The sequence below is a fragment of the Velazquezella soli genome (assembly GCF_977018685.1).
In genome coordinates this window covers 1,942,715-1,961,402 of sequence record NZ_CDRNXF010000004.1, presented here as the reverse complement: position 1 = coordinate 1,961,402, position 18,688 = coordinate 1,942,715, and the positions used below count along the sequence as shown (strand labels likewise).

Sequence of the window (18,688 nt, the reverse complement as noted above, 5' to 3'; positions counted from 1 at the left end):
AAGCGAATTACCATCCATTGGAGGGAAATACGCTCACGCGAACCTTCGCAGCAGCTACAGGGAATGAAGAAGGAGCGTCTTACCGCTCCCACTCTTCCTTGTCCGGCTTTGCGCCGTTCCCGAGCCTGCGCTCCAGTTCAGAAGCCTGCCGATCCGTGAGTTTGACGACCAGCGTCACCGAGCCGTCCTCATTGTCCTCACGCTCGCTCACCACGGCATTGCCGTAGACCCAGGAGACGAGTGCCAGCTTATCGGCCGGGATCACGATCTCGGCCTCGGTCAGCACGCCGGACAGCCTGTTCGAGACTTCATCGAGCAGCGCGTCGACGCCTTCGCCCGTAATCGCCGAGACGGCCATGATATTGGCGCGGCCCTGGGCACGCTCGAACAGCGCGTCGTGGCTTTCCGGGTCGAGCCGGTCGATCTTGTTCCAGACCTCGATGATGCGCTTCTCGCTCTCCTTCTCGTCGATCCCGAGATCGGCGAGGATGCGCAGCACGTCAGCCGACTGGGCGGCGTTATCAGGATCGGACATATCGCGCACATGGAGCACGAGATCGGCTTCCAGCACCTCTTCCAACGTCGCGCGGAAGGCGGCCACAAGGTGGGTCGGAAGATCGGAGATGAAACCGACCGTATCGGACATGATGACGGTGCGGCCATGCGGCAGCTTCATCCGGCGCAGCGTCGGATCGAGCGTCGCAAACAGCATGTCCTCGGCGAGAACGCCGGCGCCGGTAATGCGGTTAAACAGCGTCGACTTGCCGGCATTGGTATAGCCGACCAGTGCCACGATCGGATGCGGCACCTTGCGCCGTTTGGCGCGGTGCAGCTGGCGGGTCCGGACGACCTGTTCAAGCTCCCTCTCGAGCTTGATGATCTTGTCCTGCAACTGCCGTCTGTCGGCCTCGATCTGCGTTTCACCGGGACCACCCATGAAGCCCGCACCACCGCGCTGGCGTTCAAGGTGGGTCCAGGACCGAACGAGGCGGCCCTTCTGGTAGTTCAGGTGGGCGAGATCGACCTGCAGCGTGCCTTCCTTGGTGGACGCACGGCGGCCGAAGATTTCCAGAATGAGGCCGGTGCGGTCAATGACCTTGGCGCCCCATTCCTTCTCGAGATTGCGTTGCTGGACAGGTGTCAGCGGATGATCGACGATGACGAGCCCGGCATCCTTCTCGTCGAGAAGTGCCTTGATCTCTTCGATCTTGCCGGTGCCCATCAGCGTGGCAGGCCGCGGCTGACCGACGGTTACGATCATGCCTTCGGCGATCTCGAGATCGATCGCACGGGCAAGGCCGGTCGCTTCTTCAAGACGGGCTTCGTTGGATCGCTGCGGTGCTGCCGGTCTTGAGGGCGCAGGCGTGGCTGTCGCCTCACCCTGCCCGCTGCGTGCCCGGCTCTGTTTCAGCACAGGCACGATGACGACAGCGCGCATGTCGTCCCGGTGCTTTTCGGCTTCCGGGACTATTGATTCGTTCGAGGTATCGCGATTGGAGATTCTATCGATCCTTAAGCAGCGTTTTCTTCTGTCTCGAACATCTGCATCGGCTGGCCCGGCATGATGGTGGAGATAGCGTGCTTATACACGAGCTGCGAGTGTCCGTCACGGCGTAGAAGCACACAGAAATTGTCGAACGAGGTCACGACGCCCGTGAGCTTCACCCCGTTGATCAGGAATATCGTCAGGGAAATCTTCTGTTTGCGGACTGTGTTGAGAAACAAATCCTGCAGGTTCTGAGAACGTTCCGCCATAGCGTCGCTTCTTTCTTTCTTGCCGGTCATTGCCGGAAGCTGATCAAAATTTCTAGAGTTGAGCGGGAAACGCCCTCGTGTTTCCCTTCCCCTGACAGTCTGGTTATCAAATCGCCGTCTTCTCCGCAATCGCGAAAAAAGCGTCCCTTATATCGCTTGAGACGGTGCCTGGATGGCCGTTCGCGACGGGCTTACCATCCACCTCGACGACCGGAACGCAAATGCCGGTTGCGGATGTCATGAAGGCCTCGCGGGCGCCATGCATTTCGTCCACGGAGAACTCGCGCTCGACAAAAACCAGGCCGAGCTTTGCCGCAACGTCGATCGCCGTCGTGCGGGTAATGCCCTTCAGGATCCCGTGCTCGGCCGGCCGCGTGACAAGCTCGCCATCCGGCGTGACGATCCAGGCATTGGCCGACGCACCTTCCAGCACCATGCCGTCGCGCGTCACGAAGATCGCGTCATGGGCCCCCGCATCACGGGCCTGCTGCTTGGCCAGAACGTTGGGCAACAGACCGACGGTCTTGATGTCGACGCGATCCCAGCGGTTTTCGAGAAGCGTGATCACCTTGATGCCGGTCGCATACTTCTTGGCAAGCAGCGACGGATCGGTGCTTTTGGCAGTGATCGTGATGGTCGGAGCCGTCCCCTCCGGCGGGAAGAAATGGTCGCGCTTTGCCGCCCCGCGTGTCACCTGCATGTAGAAGATGCCGTTGCGAACCCGGTTTCGGCGCAGCACCTCACGGATGACGAGGGTGAGTGCCGCGCGGCTCATCGGCTGGGTGATACGCAGCTCACTCAGCGACCGGTCGAGCCGGTTCAGATGCCGCGTCAGATCAACGATCAATCCGTCCCGGACCTCGCAGACTTCGTAGACACCATCGGCGAACTGGAAACCCCGATCCTCGATATGGATAGTAGCCTCGGAGTGCCTGACATACTGGCCGTTGACGTAAGCGATACGCATGGTGATCCCTTAAACGCCCAGCGACTTCAGTTTCCGGTGCAGCGCCGAGCGCTCCATGCCGACGAATTCCGCTGTCCGCGAAATGTTGCCGCCGAAGCGGTTGATCTGCGCGACGAGATAGTCGCGTTCGAACATTTCGCGTGCCTCACGCAGGGGCAGCGTCATGATATGCACATCGCCCTTCGCCGAGACTTTCGGCAGCATGTCGCCGAGATCCGGCGGCAGCATGTCCGCTGATATCGCGGTGTCCGGACCGTCGGTGCGGGCAAGGATCATCAGCCGTTCGATATTGTTGCGCAGCTGGCGGATATTGCCCGGCCAGTCGTGCGCCTGCAGCACCGCCATGGCATCGTCACCGATCTTGCGTGCGCGGATGCCCGCCTGCTCGGAGATCTGGCGCATGAACATGTCGACGAGGAACGGAATATCCTCCCGCCGTTCGGCAAGCGCCGGCACCTTGACCGGCACGACCGCGAGACGGTGATAGAGATCCTCGCGAAACGCGCCTTCGGCAATCAGGCTCTCGAGGTTGAGGGCGGTCGACGAGATGATGCGCACATCCACCTTCACCCGCTTGGAACCGCCGACGCGTTCGAACTGCTGATCAACAAGCACGCGCAGGATCTTGTTCTGCGTCTCGCGCGGCATTTCACCGATTTCGTCGAGATAGAGAATGCCGCGATGCGCCTCTTCCAGCGCGCCAATCTTGCGGGGCTGGCCAGGCCCGCCTTCGGTCCCGAACAGCGCGATTTCCATGCGATCGGGCGTGATCGTTGCGGCGTTCAGCGCCACGAATGGCCCCGTCACGCGCGAGGACTTCTTGTGGATCATCCGTGCCACCAGCTCCTTGCCGGAGCCGGAAGGGCCAAGGATCATGATGCGGCTGTTGGTGGGCGAGACCTTCTCGATCGTCTGGCGAAGCTGCGACACGGCAACCGACGTGCCAACCAGTTCGGCGGCGTCCCCGGTACGGCGTTTCAGCTCTGTCACTTCGCGCTTCAGCTTGGAGTTTTCGAGCGCCCGCTCGGCGATCAGGATCAGCCGATCGGCCTTGAACGGCTTCTCGATAAAGTCGAAGGCACCGCGCTTGATGGCTGATACCGCTGTCTCGACATTGCCGTGACCGGAAATCATGACGACGGGAAGGTCCGGATGACGGGACTTGATCTCCTCGAGGAGAGCCAGACCATCGAGCCGTGATCCCTGCATCCAGATATCGAGAAAGACGAGCCGTGGCACACGGTCGGATATCGTCGCAAGCGCGCTGTCCGCATCGTGGGCCGTTCGCGTTTCATGGCCCTCGTCGGACAGGATCCCGGAAACGATGTCACGAATGTCGGCCTCGTCATCGACGACAAGAATATCAGATGCCATATGCCAGTTCCTTATCGTTATTATCTGTGTTGGGCTTTGCCACCCGCTCGACATGCGGCAGCAGCACCCGGATCATGGCGCCCTTGCCATGATCGAAATCGTTGGGAGCATCGTGCAGCTCCAGCTGTCCGCCGTGCTCCTCGATGATCTTCTTGACGATCGCGAGGCCAAGGCCCGTGCCCTTCTCGCGCATCGTCATGTAAGGCTCCAGAATGCGGTGCCGGTTTTCGGTCGGCAGTCCGTTGCCGTTGTCGATGATATCGACGACGAACGTATCCCGGCCTTTTTCGAGAGCCGCGCGAACCATGATCTTGCGGCCGTCGCGCTGCTGATCGCTCGGCACCGCCTCGATCGCCTCGACAGCATTCTTGACGAGGTTTCCGAAAGCCTGGCCCAGCATGCGGGCATCGAACAGGCCTTTCAGCGGTTGATCTCCGAGCTCGCGAATGAAGTCCACATGTGTCTCACCCATTTCGCGCAGGAAGATGGCATCGCGCAGGATATCGCGCAGGTCCGCATCTTCCTTGGCCGGCTTCGGCATGCGGGCAAACGAGGAGAATTCGTCGACCATGCGGCCGATATCACCCACCTGGCGCACGATCGTATCGGTGCACTGGTCGAACACAGCCCGGTCGCTGGCGTCGATCTGCTTGCCATAGCGGCGCTTCAGGCGCTCGGCTGAAAGCTGGATCGGGGTGAGCGGGTTCTTGATCTCGTGCGCGATACGCCGCGCCACATCCGCCCAGGCGGTGGAACGCTGAGCGATCACGAGGTCGGTAATGTCATCCAGAGTGATGACATAGGCATCCTGCGGCGAACGCTGCTCTTCACGGGTGACCTGCACGGACAGCGTCCGCTCGGTGCCGTTGCGCATCAGGTTGACCTGCTTGCGGAAATCACCGCGCGAGCGGGCGGTCGCCTCGGTCAGTACATGATCGATCTCAGGCGCCACGTCATCCAACGTCTTGCCCATCAGCTCCTCGGCAGGCGCACCGAGAAAGTCTTCCGCTGTCGGATTGACGATGGTGATGCGGCGGTCGGCCTCGACGCCGATGACGGCAGCGGTCACGCCCGACAGCACCGCCTCGATAAACCGGCGGCGATCGTCGACCTCGTCTTTGGCCTCGAGAATTTCATCGCGCTGGCTGCGGATCTCGGAAATCATCTTGTTGAAGGTGCGCGAAAGGCTGCCCACATCGCCGTCAACAGTGCGAACCGGGACGACGACGTTGAGATTGCCGGTGGCGACGCTGTCTGCCGCACTGATCAGAAGCCGGATCGGCCGTACGATACGGTCGGCGACAGCGATGGCGGCCCAGATGGCGGCCAGAAGCACGATCAGCGCAAAGCCGAGATAGAGCACGGCGAAGGCGACCTGAAGCGACATGCGGCCGGCTTCCATCGCCTTGTATTCGGCGGTGTTCTCCTCCATCAGCCGCATCGCGTTCATCACGCGCGGATCGACGGCCCGGATCGTGTAGAGAAAGGCGCCCGGGATCGTGTCGATCTTGATGACGGCGCCGACCAGGTTGGTAATGCCGGGCGGGATCAGCGTCGGTTGGCCGGACGCGGCGCTTTTGAGGGCATCCTGCGGAATGGCCGGGAGCGGCTTTTCTGTCTTGATGTCGGCCTGTGCGACTGCCTGGCCATCCTCCTGCACCAGGAAGGCGCCGAGCAGACCACGGCCCCGTGCCTGACGGGTCAGAAGATCGATGAAACCGGTGCGGTCGAGATAATACATCGCCCGGTTCCGCTCGAGATCGTTCGACATCGAGACGGTCTGGCCCTGAAGGTAACTTGCGTTCTCCATCATATAGGCCCGCGCAACGTCCTGAGACGACTGCACGATCGACTGGGTGCGAAGCGAAAACCAGCGGTCTAAGCCGACGCTCAGCGTCAGGCTGGCGAAGATCGCAACCAGCACAGCGGGCGTGATCGCCACAAACGAGAACAGGACGACGATGCGCACATGCAGACGGGCCGCGGCACGCCCGCGACGCCTGGCCTTTACCAGTCGTCCGACCTCTCTGCCGATCAGGTAGACAAGGCCGAGAATGAACAGCGAGTTGATCGCGGCGGACGCGATCACGACATTGGTCGTCGGTGCGACCGGCGTCACGCCCAGCAGCACGAATAGTGTCAGTGTGGCGCAGATCAGTGCGCCACCGGCAAGAAGCAGGCCCGGCAGCGCGAACGATGCACGCCGATCGTGAACCACAGCTGCCGGCTCCGTTTCGGCCGACTGCGTTGCAGCGCCATCCGTCATCGTTAAAACCCCGGCCTTCGTGGCGTGGCCGGTGCGGATATCTCATCCGGACGCAGACGCCAGTCATTCATTTGCAACGAAAACTCGCGCCGCTCGGGCCAAGCCTGGAGGCTCAGTCCGAAGCGTAAATCTGCGTGATGTTTAAGCAACGCTTTGTGGCGAAAATGCAACGATGAAGCAGAAGTGTCAAGCGATTGTGGCGACCGGAAATGACAGGACTATGCGCCGCGCGAGCTGCGATAGACGGAAACGCCCAGTTCCCGGATCTTCTTGCGCAGCGTATTGCGGTTGAGGCCGAGAAGATCTGCTGCCTTTATCTGGTTGCCACGGGTGGCCGTCAGCGCGGCAAGGATCAGCGGATACTCCATTTCCGTCAAAACCCGATCGTAAAGACCTGGAGGCGGCAGGTTTTCGCCGAAACCGGCAAAGTATGACCGCATGTTCTCTTCGACCGCCTGAGCGATGGTGAGCGACCCCGAACGGGCCGTCATCTTGTCGATCGGGCTATCCGGCACGTCGGAGCGCAGTTCCGTTTCGATGATCTCGCGGGTGATCACATCCTGTGGATAAAGCGCCATCAGGCGGCGCACGAGGTTTTCCAGCTCGCGGACGTTGCCCGGCCAGGCATAGGCCTTCATCGCATCCAGCGCTTCCGTTTCGAAACGCTTGCCGTCGAGACCTTCCTTCTCCGCCATCTGCATGAAATGACGGACGAGATCGGGAATATCCTCGGCGCGGTCTCTCAGCGGCGGAAGGCGCAAGGGAACGACGTTGAGGCGATAGTAAAGGTCTTCGCGGAACAGGCCCTGGTTGATGAGCTGCTTCAGATCCTTGTTGGTCGCGGCAACGATGCGCACGTCGGTGCGGATCGGCGTGCGACCGCCGACCGTCGTATATTCGCCCTGCTGCAGAACGCGAAGAAGCCGCGTCTGGGCATCCATCGGCATGTCGCCGATCTCGTCGAGAAACAGCGTGCCGCCTTCTGCCTGTTCGAAACGGCCGGTGGAACGGTTCTGGGCGCCGGTGAAGGCTCCCTTTTCGTGGCCGAACAGTTCCGACTCGATCAGATCGCGCGGAATTGCCGCCATGTTGATCGCGACGAAGGGGCCGTTGCGGCGCTTGCCGTAGTCATGCAGCGCGCGGGCGACCAGCTCCTTGCCGGTGCCCGACTCGCCGGTAATCATCAGCGTCAGGTCGGTCTGCATCAGACGAGCCAGAACGCGGTAGATTTCCTGCATCGCCGTCGAACGGCCCACCAGCGGCATGCCGTCCTGCGTATCGTCGTCGAGGCGAGCCGGCTTGCGCTTCGGTTCAGCCAGGGCCCGCCCGATGATCGCGATCAGCTCGGTAAGGTCGAACGGCTTCGGCAGATAGTCGTAAGCCCCCTTCTCCGAGGCCTTGATGGCGGTCATGAACGTGTTCTGGGCGCTCATGACCAGTACCGGAAGATCCGGCCTCGCCTTCTTGATGCGCGGCAGGAGATCGAACGCATTCTCATCCGGCATGATCACGTCGGTGACGACCAGATCGCCCTCGCCGGCGGATATCCAGCGCCACAGCGTTGCGGCATTCGATGTGATGCGGACGTCATAACCGGCGCGGGTCAGCGCCTGGTTGAGAACCGTGCGGATGGCTGCGTCGTCGTCTGCGACAAGGATCGTGGCAGTCATTAATCGCTTCCTGTGAAGTTCAAGGCGCGGCCATCGCCGCCTTCTTCCTTGTGCATGGGCATAAGAACGCGGAATATCGTCCGGCGCGGCTGGCTGTCGCATTCGATGATGCCGCCATGGGCACCGATGATTTTGGCGACCAGCGCCAGACCAAGGCCGGAACCGTTCGTCTTGGTGGTGATGAAGGGGTCAAACAGGTGCGGCAGGATATCGGCAGGCACGCCCGGACCGTTGTCGATGACGCAAAATTCCAGAGGTAGCGAGATCTTCTCCCGCGTGCCGGCAACCGAAAGGCGGATGCCCGGACGGTAGGCAGTCGTCAGCATGATCTCCGCATCCGGCTGATCACCCACCGCTTCGGCGGCATTCTTGATGAGGTTCAAAAATACCTGCACCAGCTGATCGCGGTTGGCATAGACCGGCGGCAGCGACGGATCGTACATTTCCGCGATTTTGATGTCGCGTCCGAACCCCGCCTTGGCGATGGCCTTCACGTGATCGAGCACGGAGTGGATGTTGAGCGCCATACGGTCGATCGGACGCTCGTCGGAAAACACTTCCATGCGGTCGACCAGCGACACGATCCGGTCGGTCTCGTCGCAGATCAGCCGGGTCAGCGAGCGGTCTTCGTCCGGCACGACCGACTCAAGCAGCTGGGCTGCCCCGCGGATGCCGGACAGCGGGTTCTTGATCTCATGCGCCAGCATTGACGCAAGACCGGTGACCGATCGCGCCGCAGCCCTGTGGGTCAGCTGGCGGTCGATCTTGTCGGCCATCGAGCGTTCCTGGAACACCACGACGACAGAACCCGGTTCGCTGACGACAGGCGCGACATAGAGGTCGACCAGCTTTTCCTGGCCGAGGCGCGGCGACGACAGGTCGACCCGGTACTCGTTGACGGGCGCCTTGCGCTCGCGAACCTGATCGATCAGCGCGAGAAGTGGGCTTCCGAACGGAATGAAACTTGAGATCGTGTTCTTGGCCAGATGCGAGGCGCTGGAGCCGAAGAAAGACTCGGCTTCCCAGTTGGCAAATGCGACCCTGCCATCGGCATCGACAAGAATGACCGGGTTCTGAACGGAATTGAGAACCGCCATGGCCAGCGCTTGTCCCTGCGCGGCATCGGGTGCGGGAGACTTGGTCATGCTGCCTTCCTTGCCGACTCATCGAACGCACCGTCGAGCAGTGCCGACGACATTCTTTTCGAAACGTCGGTCGTGTCCTTCGAGATCATGATTGCGCCCTTCTGATCTGCCAGCAGGTTCGGCGCGAACCGGTCGAGATACCAGCCGAGATGTTTCCTTGCGTGCCGAAGCCCGGCCTCGCGGCCATAAAGCTCCAGCATCGCTTCGTAATGTTCAACGACGATGACAGCCATCTCCTCACGGCCCGGTGCAGCCGCGCCGGCAAGCCATCCGATATGCCAGGGACGACCCTGCGCACCACGCCCGACCATGACCGCGTCGGCGCCCGAGCGCCGGATGATCTCGGCCGCATCTTCCGGTGTCTCGACATCGCCATTGGCAATCAGCGGGATCTTGATCTCATCGCGCACGGCACGAATGGCATCCCAGTCCGCCTTGCCCTCATAGAACTGCATGCGGGTGCGGCCATGGATGGTGATCATCCGGGCACCGGCCTGTTCGGCACGGCGTGAGATTTCGGGTGCGTTGATGGTATTCTCGTCCCAGCCGAGCCGCATCTTGACGGTGACCGGCACGTTGACCGCCTTGACGGTCGCCTCGATCATAGACAGTGCGTGATCAGGATCCCGCATAAGCGCCGAACCGGAATAGCCACCCGTCACCTTTTTGGCCGGACAGCCCATGTTGATGTCGATGATATCGGCACCATTGGCTTCGGCGATCTTTGCCGCCTCCGCCATCCAGTGCGCTTCGCGACCGGCGAGCTGCACCATATGCGGCGTGATCCCCGTTCCCTGCAGACGCGACCAGGATTCCTCCCGGTTCATCACCAATTCGCGGCTCGCCACCATCTCGGTCACGACCAGACCCGCACCGTGACGCCAGGCAAGCGTGCGGAACGGGAGATCGGTGACGCCGGACATCGGCGCTAGGACGACCCGATTACGGATGGCGACTGGCCCGATATGAAAAGATGAGGATAGATCAGGGAGCGACAAATGATGATCTTTCGGGCAGATAATTCTTCTGCACTATTTTTATTCAGGAGTCATGCGTTTGCCAAGGGCAATTCACGAGCTGCGTTATTTTTAAGCGACGTGCTGGAATTAAGGCTTTTGGTCCTATAGTTCTGCGGCTGTCAACCTCCCACCAATTTCCGAGGGCTCATGGACGGCGAGATCTTCAAGATAGCCATCGTCATCGTGGCCGCTGGCCGCGGAGAGCGTGCGGGTGCGCCGGGAGACGGGCCAAAACAATATCGCCGTATCGGTGGCTTGCCAGTCATTCATCATACGCTGCAGAAATTTCTGACCTGGTCAAAGAGCGGCCCGATCGTCGTGGTCATCCACCCGGAAGACGAGGCGCTCTACGCCGCCTCGACGGACGGACTTGGCGGAGCCGAGAACATCATTGTCACCTTCGGCGGCGATACAAGGCAGCGCTCCGTCTACGAGGGCCTGCGGGCGATTGCGGCAACGGAGGCGACCCACGTGATGATCCATGACGCGGCCCGCCCTTTCGTCGACCACGCACTGCTGGATCGCATTGCAGAGGGCTTTGCCGCGGGCAATGACGGAATCTTGCCGGCGATGGCGGTGACCGATACGCTGAAGCGTGGCGGATCGGACGGGCTGGTGCACGAAACGGTTTCGCGGGCGGGGCTCTATGCGGCCCAGACACCGCAGAGCTTCCGTCTCTCGGAAATCCGCACCGCGCATGAAAAGGCCGCAGCCCTTCGCCACGACGACTTCACCGACGATGCCTCGATCGCCGAATGGGCGGGCCTTGCCGTGACGATTGTGGAAGGCTCCGTCGACAATATCAAACTGACGCTGAAGCGGGATATCGATATGGCTGACGAAAAACTCACGCAGGGCAACCCTGCCCCACACTATCTGCCGGATGTTCGCACCGGCAATGGCTACGACGTCCACCAGCTCGTGTCCGGCGACGGCGTGACGCTGTGCGGGATCTTCATTCCGCACGATCAGAAGCTGAGCGGCCATTCGGATGCCGACGTGGCGCTGCATGCCCTCACCGACGCGCTGCTCGCCACCTGCGGCGCCGGCGACATCGGCGACCACTTTCCGCCGTCCGACATGCAGTGGAAGGGCGCGGCCTCGAGGATCTTTCTTGAGCACGCTGCGAAGATCGTGCGCGAACACGGCGGCACCATCATGAATGCCGATGTCTCGCTGATCGCGGAAGCCCCCAAAGTCGGACCGCATCGTCAGGACATGCGCGAAAAGCTCGCCGAAATTCTCGGCATCTCGCTCGACCGCTGCTCGGTGAAGGCGACGACCAACGAGAAGATCGGCTTTGTCGGCCGTGGCGAGGGGATCGCGGCGATTGCCACAGCCACCGTCGTGTTCGGCTCGGTGAAGGCATGAGCCTGTTTCCGGACGATATCGAGGCACAGGCCCGGCGCATCATCGAGACGTTTTCGGCGCGCAAGCTGATGGTCTCGACGGCGGAGTCCTGCACCGGCGGCCTGATCGCCGGAGCGCTGACCGAGATCGCCGGGTCGTCGGCGGTCGTTGATCGCGGCTTTGTCACTTATACCAATGACGCGAAGACAGACATGCTGGGAGTGCCCTCGTCGGTGCTTGCAACACACGGCGCCGTCTCAAGGGAAACTGCCCTGCTGATGGCAACTGGCGCCCTGTTCCGCTCTCGCGCCGGTCTCGCGGTTGCCGTAACAGGCATAGCAGGCCCCGGCGGCGGCTCGTCCGAAAAGCCAGTCGGGCTGGTCCATCTCGCAGCGCGCGGCCGGAACGGAAAGATCCTGCACCGGGAGATGCGCTATGGCGACATCGGCCGAACCGAGATCCGGATTGCGACCATCATGACAGCGTTGGACATGCTGCTCGAGGCGGCGGCCTGAACCTGACCCTAATCAGGCGTAGATCTTGTCCGCGCGCGCTTCGAACGCTTCAGCAAACATGCGGAAAGCGCGGTCGAACATCGAACCCATCAGCGCGCCGAGAATCATGCTCTTGAATTCATAGTCGATGAAGAAGGCAACGGTGCAACCGTCGGAACCGTCCGTCGCCGGCTCGAACCGCCAGCGGTTATCGAGATACTTGAACGGACCTTCGATATATTTGACATCGATCGCCTGCTCCGCCGGATGCAGCAGGACCTGGGTCGTAAAAGTCTCACGGATCGCCTTGTAGCCGACGGTCATGTCGGCAAGCAGCAACTCCTTGCCGTCGCGTTCCTTGCGGGAACGGATCGACAGCGCTTCACAAAGCGGCAGGAATTCCGGATATTTCTCGATGTCGGCGACGAGCGCGTACATCTTCTCGGGACTATGCTTGACGGGGCGGCGTATTTCGAACTTGGGCATGTCGTGGAGTTAATCGCGCACAGGCAGAAGATCAAGAAGCTGACGCATGTGTCGGTGCGATTTCAACATCAGGCGGGCCCAAATCCTGCGCTCTCGCTGTCGTCCAAAAAATGGCCCTGCCCTCTGGCGGGTTGTTGCTTCAAGGCATATCTGGGACGTCGCCGCTCGGCTCGATAACGTGACGCCGAAAGATTAAGTAATTTTAATGTCTCAGCAATGAAGTTGTAATGATCCGCGGGATCAATCCTGCGTATAACGCTTCACGGGAGATGACTGGCTTTTACCTGTCGGAAAGACGCATTCCATGGATGACTTCACGCAAATGATCAAGCTGCTCGAATCCGCCAAGCAACTGGCCGATATGAACCAGCTCCCCATGCTCGCCTATTTTGTGGAAATGGCGAAAGCCGAGACACGCGGACATCGCACGACGCTGCGCGAGCGCCGCCGCGGGCAGGACAAGAACCAGGATAAGATCGAGAAGGTTCAAGCGGCCGAGTGATCGGCCGCCAGACCGCAGAAGTGCGGATTACACCGCTGCTGCGAGCAGCTTGCGGGCGCGATTGGCGCGCAGACGGGCGAAATCATCGCCTGCGTGATGCGACGACCGCGTCAGCGGGCTGGACGCCACCATCAGGAAGCCCTTCGTATAGGCCACGGTCTCGTAGGACTTGAACTCTTCCGGCGTCACGAAACTCATCACCGCGTGATGCTTGCGGGTCGGCTGCAGATACTGGCCGATCGTCAGGAAGTCGACGTCGGCGGTCCGCAGGTCGTCCATCAGCTGCAGCACTTCGTTGCGCTCTTCGCCGAGGCCGACCATGATGCCCGACTTGGTAAACATCGTCGGATCCAGTTCCTTCACCCGCTGCAGCAGGCGAACCGAGTGGAAATACCGCGCACCGGGGCGAACCGTCAGGTAGTTGCCAGGAACCGTCTCCATATTGTGGTTGAAGACGTCGGGCTTTGCCGCAACGACGCGCTCGAGAGCGCCCGGCTTCTTGAGGAAGTCCGGCGTCAGGATCTCGATCGTCGTCAACGGTGACGCTGCACGGATTGCCCAGATCACCTTTTCGAAATGCTCCGCACCGCCATCGGCCAGATCGTCACGATCGACCGAGGTGATGACGACGTGGCTTAGGCCCATCTCCTTGACGGCCTTTGCGACGTTTTCAGGCTCTGACAGGTCGAGCGCGTTCGGCTTTCCTGTCGAGACGTTGCAGAACGCGCAGGCGCGCGTGCAGATCTCGCCCATGATCATGAACGTGGCGTGCTTCTTGTCCCAGCACTCGCCGATATTAGGGCAACCCGCTTCTTCACAAACAGTGACGAGCTTGTGCTCCTTCACGATCGAGCGGGTTTCCTGATACCCCTTAGAAACCGGAGCCTTGACACGGATCCATTCGGGCTTGCGCAGCACTTCGGTATCGGGCCGATGCGCCTTTTCCGGATGGCGGACACGCTTCTCATCGCCCGTTGCAGGGGTGATGAGGTTTATCCTGTCGAGAATGGTGACCATAAATTACTGTCCTCAACCGCCTTGAATGCGGGTAACGTCAACGCCTGACGAGTTTTGCGACAAATAGCAAAATGCACGAGCCGACGAAACCCTGCACGAGGTAACCCAGCCAACCGCTGGCGACATGGATGTTGGCAGAATCGAAGATCGCATTGGCGAGCACCGCGCCGACAATGCCGATCACGATATTCATGAAGATGCCGAAGCGCATATCCATCAGTTTGCCAGCAAGCCAGCCTGCCAGGCCTCCGATGATGATTGCTGCAAACCAGCCCACGCCCATGTCTTACTCCGTTCAAACCTCTTCAGCTGATATGGGCGGCGAGCCGCCCATATGCAATCGGCGCTGAGACCTAAGCGTTCAGGACGCGGCCATAGGCATCAAGCACGCTTTCCTTCATCGATTCCGAAATCGTCGGATGCGGGAAGATGGTGTGCATCAGGTCTTCTTCCGTCGTCTCGAGGTTCATGGCGACGACGAAGCCCTGGATCAGTTCGGTCACTTCCGCCCCGACCATATGCGCACCGATCAGCTCGCCGGTCTTCTTGTCGAAGATCGTCTTGACCATGCCCTGGTCCTCGCCGAGCGCAACGGCCTTGCCATTGGCTGCAAACGAGAAACGGCCGACGCGGATCTCGCGGCCCTGCTCCTTGGCCTTGGCTTCGGTCAGACCAACCGAGGCGACCTGCGGATTGCAATAGGTGCAGCCCGGGATCTTGCTCTTGTCCATGGCGTGCACGTTCGGCAGGCCGGCGATCTTCTCGATGCAGACGACGGCTTCATGCTCGGCCTTGTGCGCAAGCAGCGGACCGCCGGCGACATCGCCGATCGCGTAGATACCCTCGACATTGGTCTTGCCGTAACCGTCGATGACGATAAAGCCGCGGTCGGTCTTCACGCCGACGGCCTCAAGGCCGATATTCTCGATATTGGCCTGCACGCCGACAGCCGAGATCATCCGGTCTGCGGTGATCTTCTCGGACGAACCGTCCTTCTTCTCGATCGTGGCCGTGATCGAGTTTGCACCCTTCTCGACCTTCGCGACCTTGGCTTCGAGGTGGATCTTGATGCCCTGCTTGTCGAACTGCTTCTTGGCGAAGGCCGAAATTTCGGCATCCTCGACCGGCATGACCTGGCTCATGATTTCGACCACGGTCACGTCGACGCCCATGGTGCGGTAGAACGACGCGAACTCGATGCCGATCGCGCCAGACCCCATGACGAGCAGCGACTTCGGCAGCTCTTCGGGCTTCATCGCTTCGAAATAGGTCCAGATCAGCTTGCCATCGGGCTCGATGCCCGGCAGCGCACGCGGACGGGCGCCCGTGGCGACGATGACGTGCTTGGCGTTGTATGTGCCCTCGCCCAGCGTGTTCTTGGGCACCGGACCCTGCGGCTGGACGATCTCCTTGGTGATCTTGCCGACGACGATCTCGGCCATCTGCGAACCGGATGCCGGCTTGGTGACCTTGGCTTCACCCCAGATGATATCGATCTTGTTCTTCTTGAAGAGGAAGCCGACGCCGCTGTTCATGCGGTTGGCAATGCCGCGCGACCGCGCAACGACCGCCTTGACGTCGGGCGTGATCGTGCCTTCCAGCGTCAGGCCGTAATCCTTGGCATGCTGCGCGGTATGCAGCACGTCGGCTGTCCGAAGCAGCGCCTTGGTCGGGATGCAGCCCCAGTTGGAGCAGATGCCGGCCAGATGCTCGCGCTCGACGACGGCAACCTTCATGCCCAGCTGGGATGCACGGATCGCGGCGATATAACCGCCCGGACCGGCGCCGATAACGATGAGATCGTAGGACTGAGCCATTGTTTCCTGCCTTTGTCTTTTCAAGTCTGTGTCTGCGGCGACCATCGATACGCGGCCTGCCGATGTGAATTCTTGGGTCAGATACCGAGCATCATCCGGACGATCGGCTCAAGGCCGCGGCCGATGGCGCGGGTGTCTTCAGCGGTCAGATGCACACCGTCGAGCGGGCTGGTCTTTGAGACCGAACCTGCATCGAAAAAGCCGCACCCGAGCTCGTCGGCAAGATCGCGGTACAGCGAGGCCAGCATCGACGACTGCTCGATCCCGCCCTGGAACATCGCCGAAAAGATCGGGTCCCCGGTCTCGCAAAGCGGTGGCGGCGAAACGATCAGTACGTCCGGTGCATCATAGTCGAACGACCATTCGTGGTGACGGATCAGTGCGACCAGCCGCTGGATCCCGGCCCGCGCCGCATGCGCCGTCCCGGCGATGACCGGCTTCATGTCGTTGGTGCCAAGCATGATGACGACCAGATCAAGCGGCATATGGGTATGCAGAACGGTCGGGAAATTCTTGACCCCGTTGCGATCGCAATCGGCGAGATGGTCGTCGTAGCCGGTCGTGCGCCCGTTCAGGCCGTCGGCAATGACCGTGACCTCGTCTCCGAGTGCGGCGCCGAGCACGCTCGTCCAGCGATCCTCGAACGCGTGACGACCGGGACCAACGGGGTCATACCCCCAGGTGAGACTGTCGCCGAAGCAGAGAACGGTTTTCATAGTGTCCATACGCCCAGTCATTCCCTGCCGACCTGTCTCTGTCGAGGTCAGGTCCCTTTCATCAGCGTCTCGACCTTGCTTTCAAGCTCGGATATCCGCTCCTCGAAATCACCGGTCATGAACTTCGAGAGCATTGTATCCGCGGTCAGCGCATTGCGAATACTCTTCTGGCCGATCTCAAGCTTGTGCAATTGCTGTTTTACGGCACCGAGTTCACCGCGTATTTCATGCATTTCGCCGCGTATTTCACGCAGCATGGGCATGATCATATCTACCGGTTCATTCGCCATCGACGTGCTCCTGAGCGGACCGTATTCCGCTCCATCAAATATGGTGGAGCAGCTTACAAATGTCACGCATCAAGCGCATTCGCGGATGGGAACGGCCGCGATATAGGCCGCGGCCGAGAGTTTTTTAAACCAGCATGCCCATCGGGCTTTCGATGTAGCGCTTGAAGGCCGAGGCAAGCTCTGCGCCGAGCGCGCCGTCGATGACGCGGTGGTCGAAGGCGAAGGTTGCCGTCATCACCGTGCCGACTTCGAGCTTGCCGCCACGAACGACCGGCTTTTCGACACCGGCGCCAATGGAAACGATCGAGGCCTGCGGCAGGTTGATGATCGACGTGAAGTTGGACACGCCGAACATGCCGAGGTTGGACACCGACGTGGTGCCACCCTGGTATTCTTCCGGCTTCAGCTTCTTGTCGCGGGCCCGCTTGGCGAGATCCTTGACCTCGTTGGAGATGACCGAAAGCGTCTTCGTCTCGGCCTTGCGGACGATCGGAGTGATCAGACCATCCGGGATCGAGACCGCGACGCCGACATCCGCATGCTTGTGCAGGACGCGGGCAGAAGACGTCCAGGAGGCGTTCGCCATCGGAACATCCCGAAGCGCCAGCGCCATCGCCTTGATGATGAAGTCGTTAACGGAAAGCTTGAAGGCCGGAACCTCACCCTTTTCCGTCTTCTTCACCGGCGCGGACGCATTGATCTCGGCGCGCAGCTTGAGCATGGCATCGAGTTCGCAATCCATCGAAACGAAATAGGACGGAACCGTCTGGGTCGACTCGGTCAGGCGCGAGGCGATCGTCTTGCGCATGCCGTCATGCGGCAGAAGCTCGTATGAGCCTTCCGCAAACAGCTTCATGATGTTGTCGTCCGACGGACCCTTTGCCATCGGCGCAGCTGCAGCCTGAGCGGAACCAGCCGTTGCCGAAGTCGCAGCAGAAGGAGCGGCCTTTGCACCGCCCGAAGCGGCAGCCTTCTCGATATCGGCCTTTACGACACGACCATGCGGGCCGGTACCGGTAACGCCGGTGAGATCGAGACCGGCTTCCTTGGCCATACGACGGGCGAGCGGCGACGAAAACACACGCTTGCCGTCTTCTGCCTTCGGAGCAGGCGTCGACGGTGCCGGAGCGGCATCCGTCAGCGGCTTGTCGGAACTGGCTTCGGACTTCGGCGCTTCGGACGCCTTCTCCGCAGGAGCTGCTTCAGCCTTCGGAGCATCTGCCTTCGGGGCTTCAGCCTTCGGAGCCTCGCCGCCGGAAGCGGCAGCCGAAACATCTTCGCCGTCGACCGCAAGGATGGCGATCAGGGCGTTGACCTTGACGCCTTCGGTGCCGGCCGGAACCACCAGCTTGGCGACAACGCCTTCGTCGACGGCTTCGACTTCCATCGTCGCCTTGTCGGTCTCGATTTCGGCGATCACGTCGCCGGACTTGACCGTATCGCCTTCCTTGACCAGCCACTTGGCGAGGTTGCCCTCCTCCATGGTCGGCGACAGGGCAGGCATGGTGATGTTGATAGGCATGTTAATCCTCCGCCCACACAAGTTCAAACTGGGCAAGTTCGTCAGGATGTTCCGTCAGCCGGGTGACGTCCTCAGGCGTCACTTCGATGTAACCGGCAACGTCTTCAAGCCAGCCGTCTACGGCACCAATCACGCCAATCTCTTCGCGCGGGACACCGACGATCACCTCGGTGTCTTCAGTCTTGACCAAGGCCCAGAACACAATTCTTTCAAAGACCGGGTTGTTCTTGGTGCCGATCACTCGGAACCAAGAACCGGAAACCGGCAGAATCTGCTTCACAGAAGATTTCGGCATGAC

19 protein-coding genes are annotated in these 18,688 nt (G+C 60.9%); 3 read left to right on the top strand and 16 right to left on the bottom strand.

Annotated elements, in window-relative coordinates; translation table 11 throughout:
* Nucleotides 1-79: 79 nt before the first annotated feature.
* From hflX to dusB, 8 genes are all read right to left on the bottom strand, one after another.
* Nucleotides 80-1,510, bottom strand: a complete 1,431-nt coding sequence (gene hflX, locus AC0JZ8_RS13000; protein ID WP_092660719.1) for a GTPase HflX — start codon at nucleotides 1,508-1,510, stop codon at nucleotides 80-82.
* Between the two features lie 2 nt (nucleotides 1,511-1,512).
* Nucleotides 1,513-1,755 (bottom strand): RNA chaperone Hfq, encoded by a 243-nt coding sequence (gene hfq, locus AC0JZ8_RS12995; protein ID WP_007757453.1) that lies wholly within the window; start codon nucleotides 1,753-1,755, stop codon nucleotides 1,513-1,515.
* 106 nt (nucleotides 1,756-1,861) lie between these two features.
* A complete protein-coding gene (locus AC0JZ8_RS12990; protein WP_471892671.1) occupies nucleotides 1,862-2,722 on the bottom strand; it encodes a D-amino-acid transaminase in 861 nt (286 codons plus the stop codon).
* Nucleotides 2,723-2,731: 9 nt separating this feature from the next.
* Entirely contained in the window at nucleotides 2,732-4,096 is a 1,365-nt protein-coding gene (ntrX, locus tag AC0JZ8_RS12985) for a nitrogen assimilation response regulator NtrX (RefSeq protein WP_113110622.1), read from the bottom strand.
* Nucleotides 4,086-6,362 (bottom strand): sensor histidine kinase NtrY-like, encoded by a 2,277-nt coding sequence (locus tag AC0JZ8_RS12980; protein ID WP_471892670.1) that lies wholly within the window; start codon nucleotides 6,360-6,362, stop codon nucleotides 4,086-4,088. The genes ntrX and AC0JZ8_RS12980 overlap by 11 nt, the downstream gene beginning before the upstream one ends.
* 218 nt (nucleotides 6,363-6,580) lie before the next feature.
* Nucleotides 6,581-8,032 carry a nitrogen regulation protein NR(I) gene (gene ntrC, locus AC0JZ8_RS12975; protein ID WP_062456396.1) on the bottom strand — a complete coding sequence of 484 codons (1,452 nt, stop codon included), beginning with the start codon at nucleotides 8,030-8,032 and terminating at the stop codon, nucleotides 6,581-6,583.
* Nucleotides 8,032-9,177, bottom strand: coding sequence for a two-component system sensor histidine kinase NtrB (locus tag AC0JZ8_RS12970; RefSeq protein ID WP_471892669.1), 1,146 nt, complete (start codon nucleotides 9,175-9,177; stop codon nucleotides 8,032-8,034). The genes ntrC and AC0JZ8_RS12970 overlap by 1 nt, the downstream gene beginning before the upstream one ends.
* Entirely contained in the window at nucleotides 9,174-10,196 is a 1,023-nt protein-coding gene (gene dusB / locus AC0JZ8_RS12965) for a tRNA dihydrouridine synthase DusB (RefSeq protein WP_471893369.1), read from the bottom strand. The genes AC0JZ8_RS12970 and dusB overlap by 4 nt, the downstream gene beginning before the upstream one ends.
* 147 nt (nucleotides 10,197-10,343) lie before the next feature.
* Between dusB and AC0JZ8_RS12960 the strand changes: the two genes are divergently transcribed.
* Both AC0JZ8_RS12960 and AC0JZ8_RS12955 read left to right on the top strand, forming a co-directional pair.
* The gene (locus AC0JZ8_RS12960; protein WP_471892668.1) at nucleotides 10,344-11,567 is read left to right on the top strand and encodes a bifunctional 2-C-methyl-D-erythritol 4-phosphate cytidylyltransferase/2-C-methyl-D-erythritol 2,4-cyclodiphosphate synthase; all 1,224 of its coding nucleotides are present in this window, start codon (nucleotides 10,344-10,346) and stop codon (nucleotides 11,565-11,567) included.
* Nucleotides 11,564-12,061, top strand: coding sequence for a CinA family protein (locus AC0JZ8_RS12955; protein ID WP_184653352.1), 498 nt, complete (start codon nucleotides 11,564-11,566; stop codon nucleotides 12,059-12,061). Before AC0JZ8_RS12960 ends, AC0JZ8_RS12955 begins: the two co-directional genes overlap by 4 nt.
* Nucleotides 12,062-12,073: 12 nt before the next feature.
* Here the strand turns inward: AC0JZ8_RS12955 and AC0JZ8_RS12950 are convergent, their stop codons facing one another.
* Nucleotides 12,074-12,526, bottom strand: coding sequence for a type II toxin-antitoxin system RatA family toxin (locus AC0JZ8_RS12950; RefSeq protein WP_062456381.1), 453 nt, complete (start codon nucleotides 12,524-12,526; stop codon nucleotides 12,074-12,076).
* A gap of 304 nt (nucleotides 12,527-12,830) precedes the next feature.
* Here AC0JZ8_RS12950 and AC0JZ8_RS12945 point away from each other — a divergent pair, with 304 nt between their 5' ends.
* Nucleotides 12,831-13,028, top strand: a complete 198-nt coding sequence (locus AC0JZ8_RS12945) for a hypothetical protein (protein ID WP_062456378.1) — start codon at nucleotides 12,831-12,833, stop codon at nucleotides 13,026-13,028.
* Nucleotides 13,029-13,055: 27 nt separating this feature from the next.
* On the opposite strand, the gene lipA is transcribed toward AC0JZ8_RS12945, so the two are convergent.
* The 7 genes from lipA to AC0JZ8_RS12910 form a co-directional block, all read right to left on the bottom strand.
* Nucleotides 13,056-14,045 carry a lipoyl synthase gene (gene lipA / locus AC0JZ8_RS12940; RefSeq protein ID WP_062580989.1) on the bottom strand — a complete coding sequence of 330 codons (990 nt, stop codon included), beginning with the start codon at nucleotides 14,043-14,045 and terminating at the stop codon, nucleotides 13,056-13,058.
* Nucleotides 14,046-14,082: 37 nt separating this feature from the next.
* Nucleotides 14,083-14,328 carry a GlsB/YeaQ/YmgE family stress response membrane protein gene (locus AC0JZ8_RS12935; protein ID WP_093000441.1) on the bottom strand — a complete coding sequence of 82 codons (246 nt, stop codon included), beginning with the start codon at nucleotides 14,326-14,328 and terminating at the stop codon, nucleotides 14,083-14,085.
* A gap of 70 nt (nucleotides 14,329-14,398) precedes the next feature.
* Nucleotides 14,399-15,862 (bottom strand): dihydrolipoyl dehydrogenase, encoded by a 1,464-nt coding sequence (gene lpdA, locus AC0JZ8_RS12930; RefSeq protein WP_430254070.1) that lies wholly within the window; start codon nucleotides 15,860-15,862, stop codon nucleotides 14,399-14,401.
* A 77-nt stretch (nucleotides 15,863-15,939) separates the two neighbouring features.
* Nucleotides 15,940-16,578 (bottom strand): SGNH/GDSL hydrolase family protein, encoded by a 639-nt coding sequence (locus tag AC0JZ8_RS12925; RefSeq protein ID WP_471893368.1) that lies wholly within the window; start codon nucleotides 16,576-16,578, stop codon nucleotides 15,940-15,942.
* A 47-nt stretch (nucleotides 16,579-16,625) separates the two neighbouring features.
* Nucleotides 16,626-16,868, bottom strand: a complete 243-nt coding sequence (locus tag AC0JZ8_RS12920) for a hypothetical protein (RefSeq protein WP_062456364.1) — start codon at nucleotides 16,866-16,868, stop codon at nucleotides 16,626-16,628.
* 124 nt (nucleotides 16,869-16,992) lie between these two features.
* Nucleotides 16,993-18,390: a pyruvate dehydrogenase complex dihydrolipoamide acetyltransferase gene (locus AC0JZ8_RS12915; RefSeq protein ID WP_471892667.1), complete on the bottom strand. Its 1,398-nt coding sequence runs from the start codon at nucleotides 18,388-18,390 to the stop codon at nucleotides 16,993-16,995.
* A gap of 1 nt (nucleotide 18,391) precedes the next feature.
* Nucleotides 18,392-18,670 (bottom strand): hypothetical protein, encoded by a 279-nt coding sequence (locus tag AC0JZ8_RS12910; RefSeq protein WP_162728313.1) that lies wholly within the window; start codon nucleotides 18,668-18,670, stop codon nucleotides 18,392-18,394.
* Between the last annotated feature and the right edge of the window lie 18 nt (nucleotides 18,671-18,688).

Bases quoted from the DNA above. Each gene is read 5' to 3' on its own strand.
- hfq (WP_007757453.1), bottom strand. From the start codon at position 1,755: ATGGCGGAACGTTCTCAGAACCTGCAGGATTTGTTTCTCAACACAGTC.
- AC0JZ8_RS12990 (WP_471892671.1), bottom strand. From the start codon at position 2,722: ATGCGTATCGCTTACGTCAACGGCCAGTATGTCAGGCACTCCGAGGCT.
- ntrX (WP_113110622.1), bottom strand. From the start codon at position 4,096: ATGGCATCTGATATTCTTGTCGTCGATGACGAGGCCGACATTCGTGAC.
- AC0JZ8_RS12980 (WP_471892670.1), bottom strand. From the start codon at position 6,362: ATGACGGATGGCGCTGCAACGCAGTCGGCCGAAACGGAGCCGGCAGCT.
- ntrC (WP_062456396.1), bottom strand. From the start codon at position 8,032: ATGACTGCCACGATCCTTGTCGCAGACGACGACGCAGCCATCCGCACG.
- AC0JZ8_RS12970 (WP_471892669.1), bottom strand. From the start codon at position 9,177: ATGACCAAGTCTCCCGCACCCGATGCCGCGCAGGGACAAGCGCTGGCC.
- AC0JZ8_RS12960 (WP_471892668.1), top strand. From the start codon at position 10,344: ATGGACGGCGAGATCTTCAAGATAGCCATCGTCATCGTGGCCGCTGGC.
- AC0JZ8_RS12955 (WP_184653352.1), top strand. From the start codon at position 11,564: ATGAGCCTGTTTCCGGACGATATCGAGGCACAGGCCCGGCGCATCATC.
- AC0JZ8_RS12950 (WP_062456381.1), bottom strand. From the start codon at position 12,526: ATGCCCAAGTTCGAAATACGCCGCCCCGTCAAGCATAGTCCCGAGAAG.
- AC0JZ8_RS12945 (WP_062456378.1), top strand. From the start codon at position 12,831: ATGGATGACTTCACGCAAATGATCAAGCTGCTCGAATCCGCCAAGCAA.
- lipA (WP_062580989.1), bottom strand. From the start codon at position 14,045: ATGGTCACCATTCTCGACAGGATAAACCTCATCACCCCTGCAACGGGC.
- AC0JZ8_RS12935 (WP_093000441.1), bottom strand. From the start codon at position 14,328: ATGGGCGTGGGCTGGTTTGCAGCAATCATCATCGGAGGCCTGGCAGGC.
- lpdA (WP_430254070.1), bottom strand. From the start codon at position 15,862: ATGGCTCAGTCCTACGATCTCATCGTTATCGGCGCCGGTCCGGGCGGT.
- AC0JZ8_RS12925 (WP_471893368.1), bottom strand. From the start codon at position 16,578: ATGAAAACCGTTCTCTGCTTCGGCGACAGTCTCACCTGGGGGTATGAC.
- AC0JZ8_RS12920 (WP_062456364.1), bottom strand. From the start codon at position 16,868: ATGGCGAATGAACCGGTAGATATGATCATGCCCATGCTGCGTGAAATA.
- AC0JZ8_RS12915 (WP_471892667.1), bottom strand. From the start codon at position 18,390: ATGCCTATCAACATCACCATGCCTGCCCTGTCGCCGACCATGGAGGAG.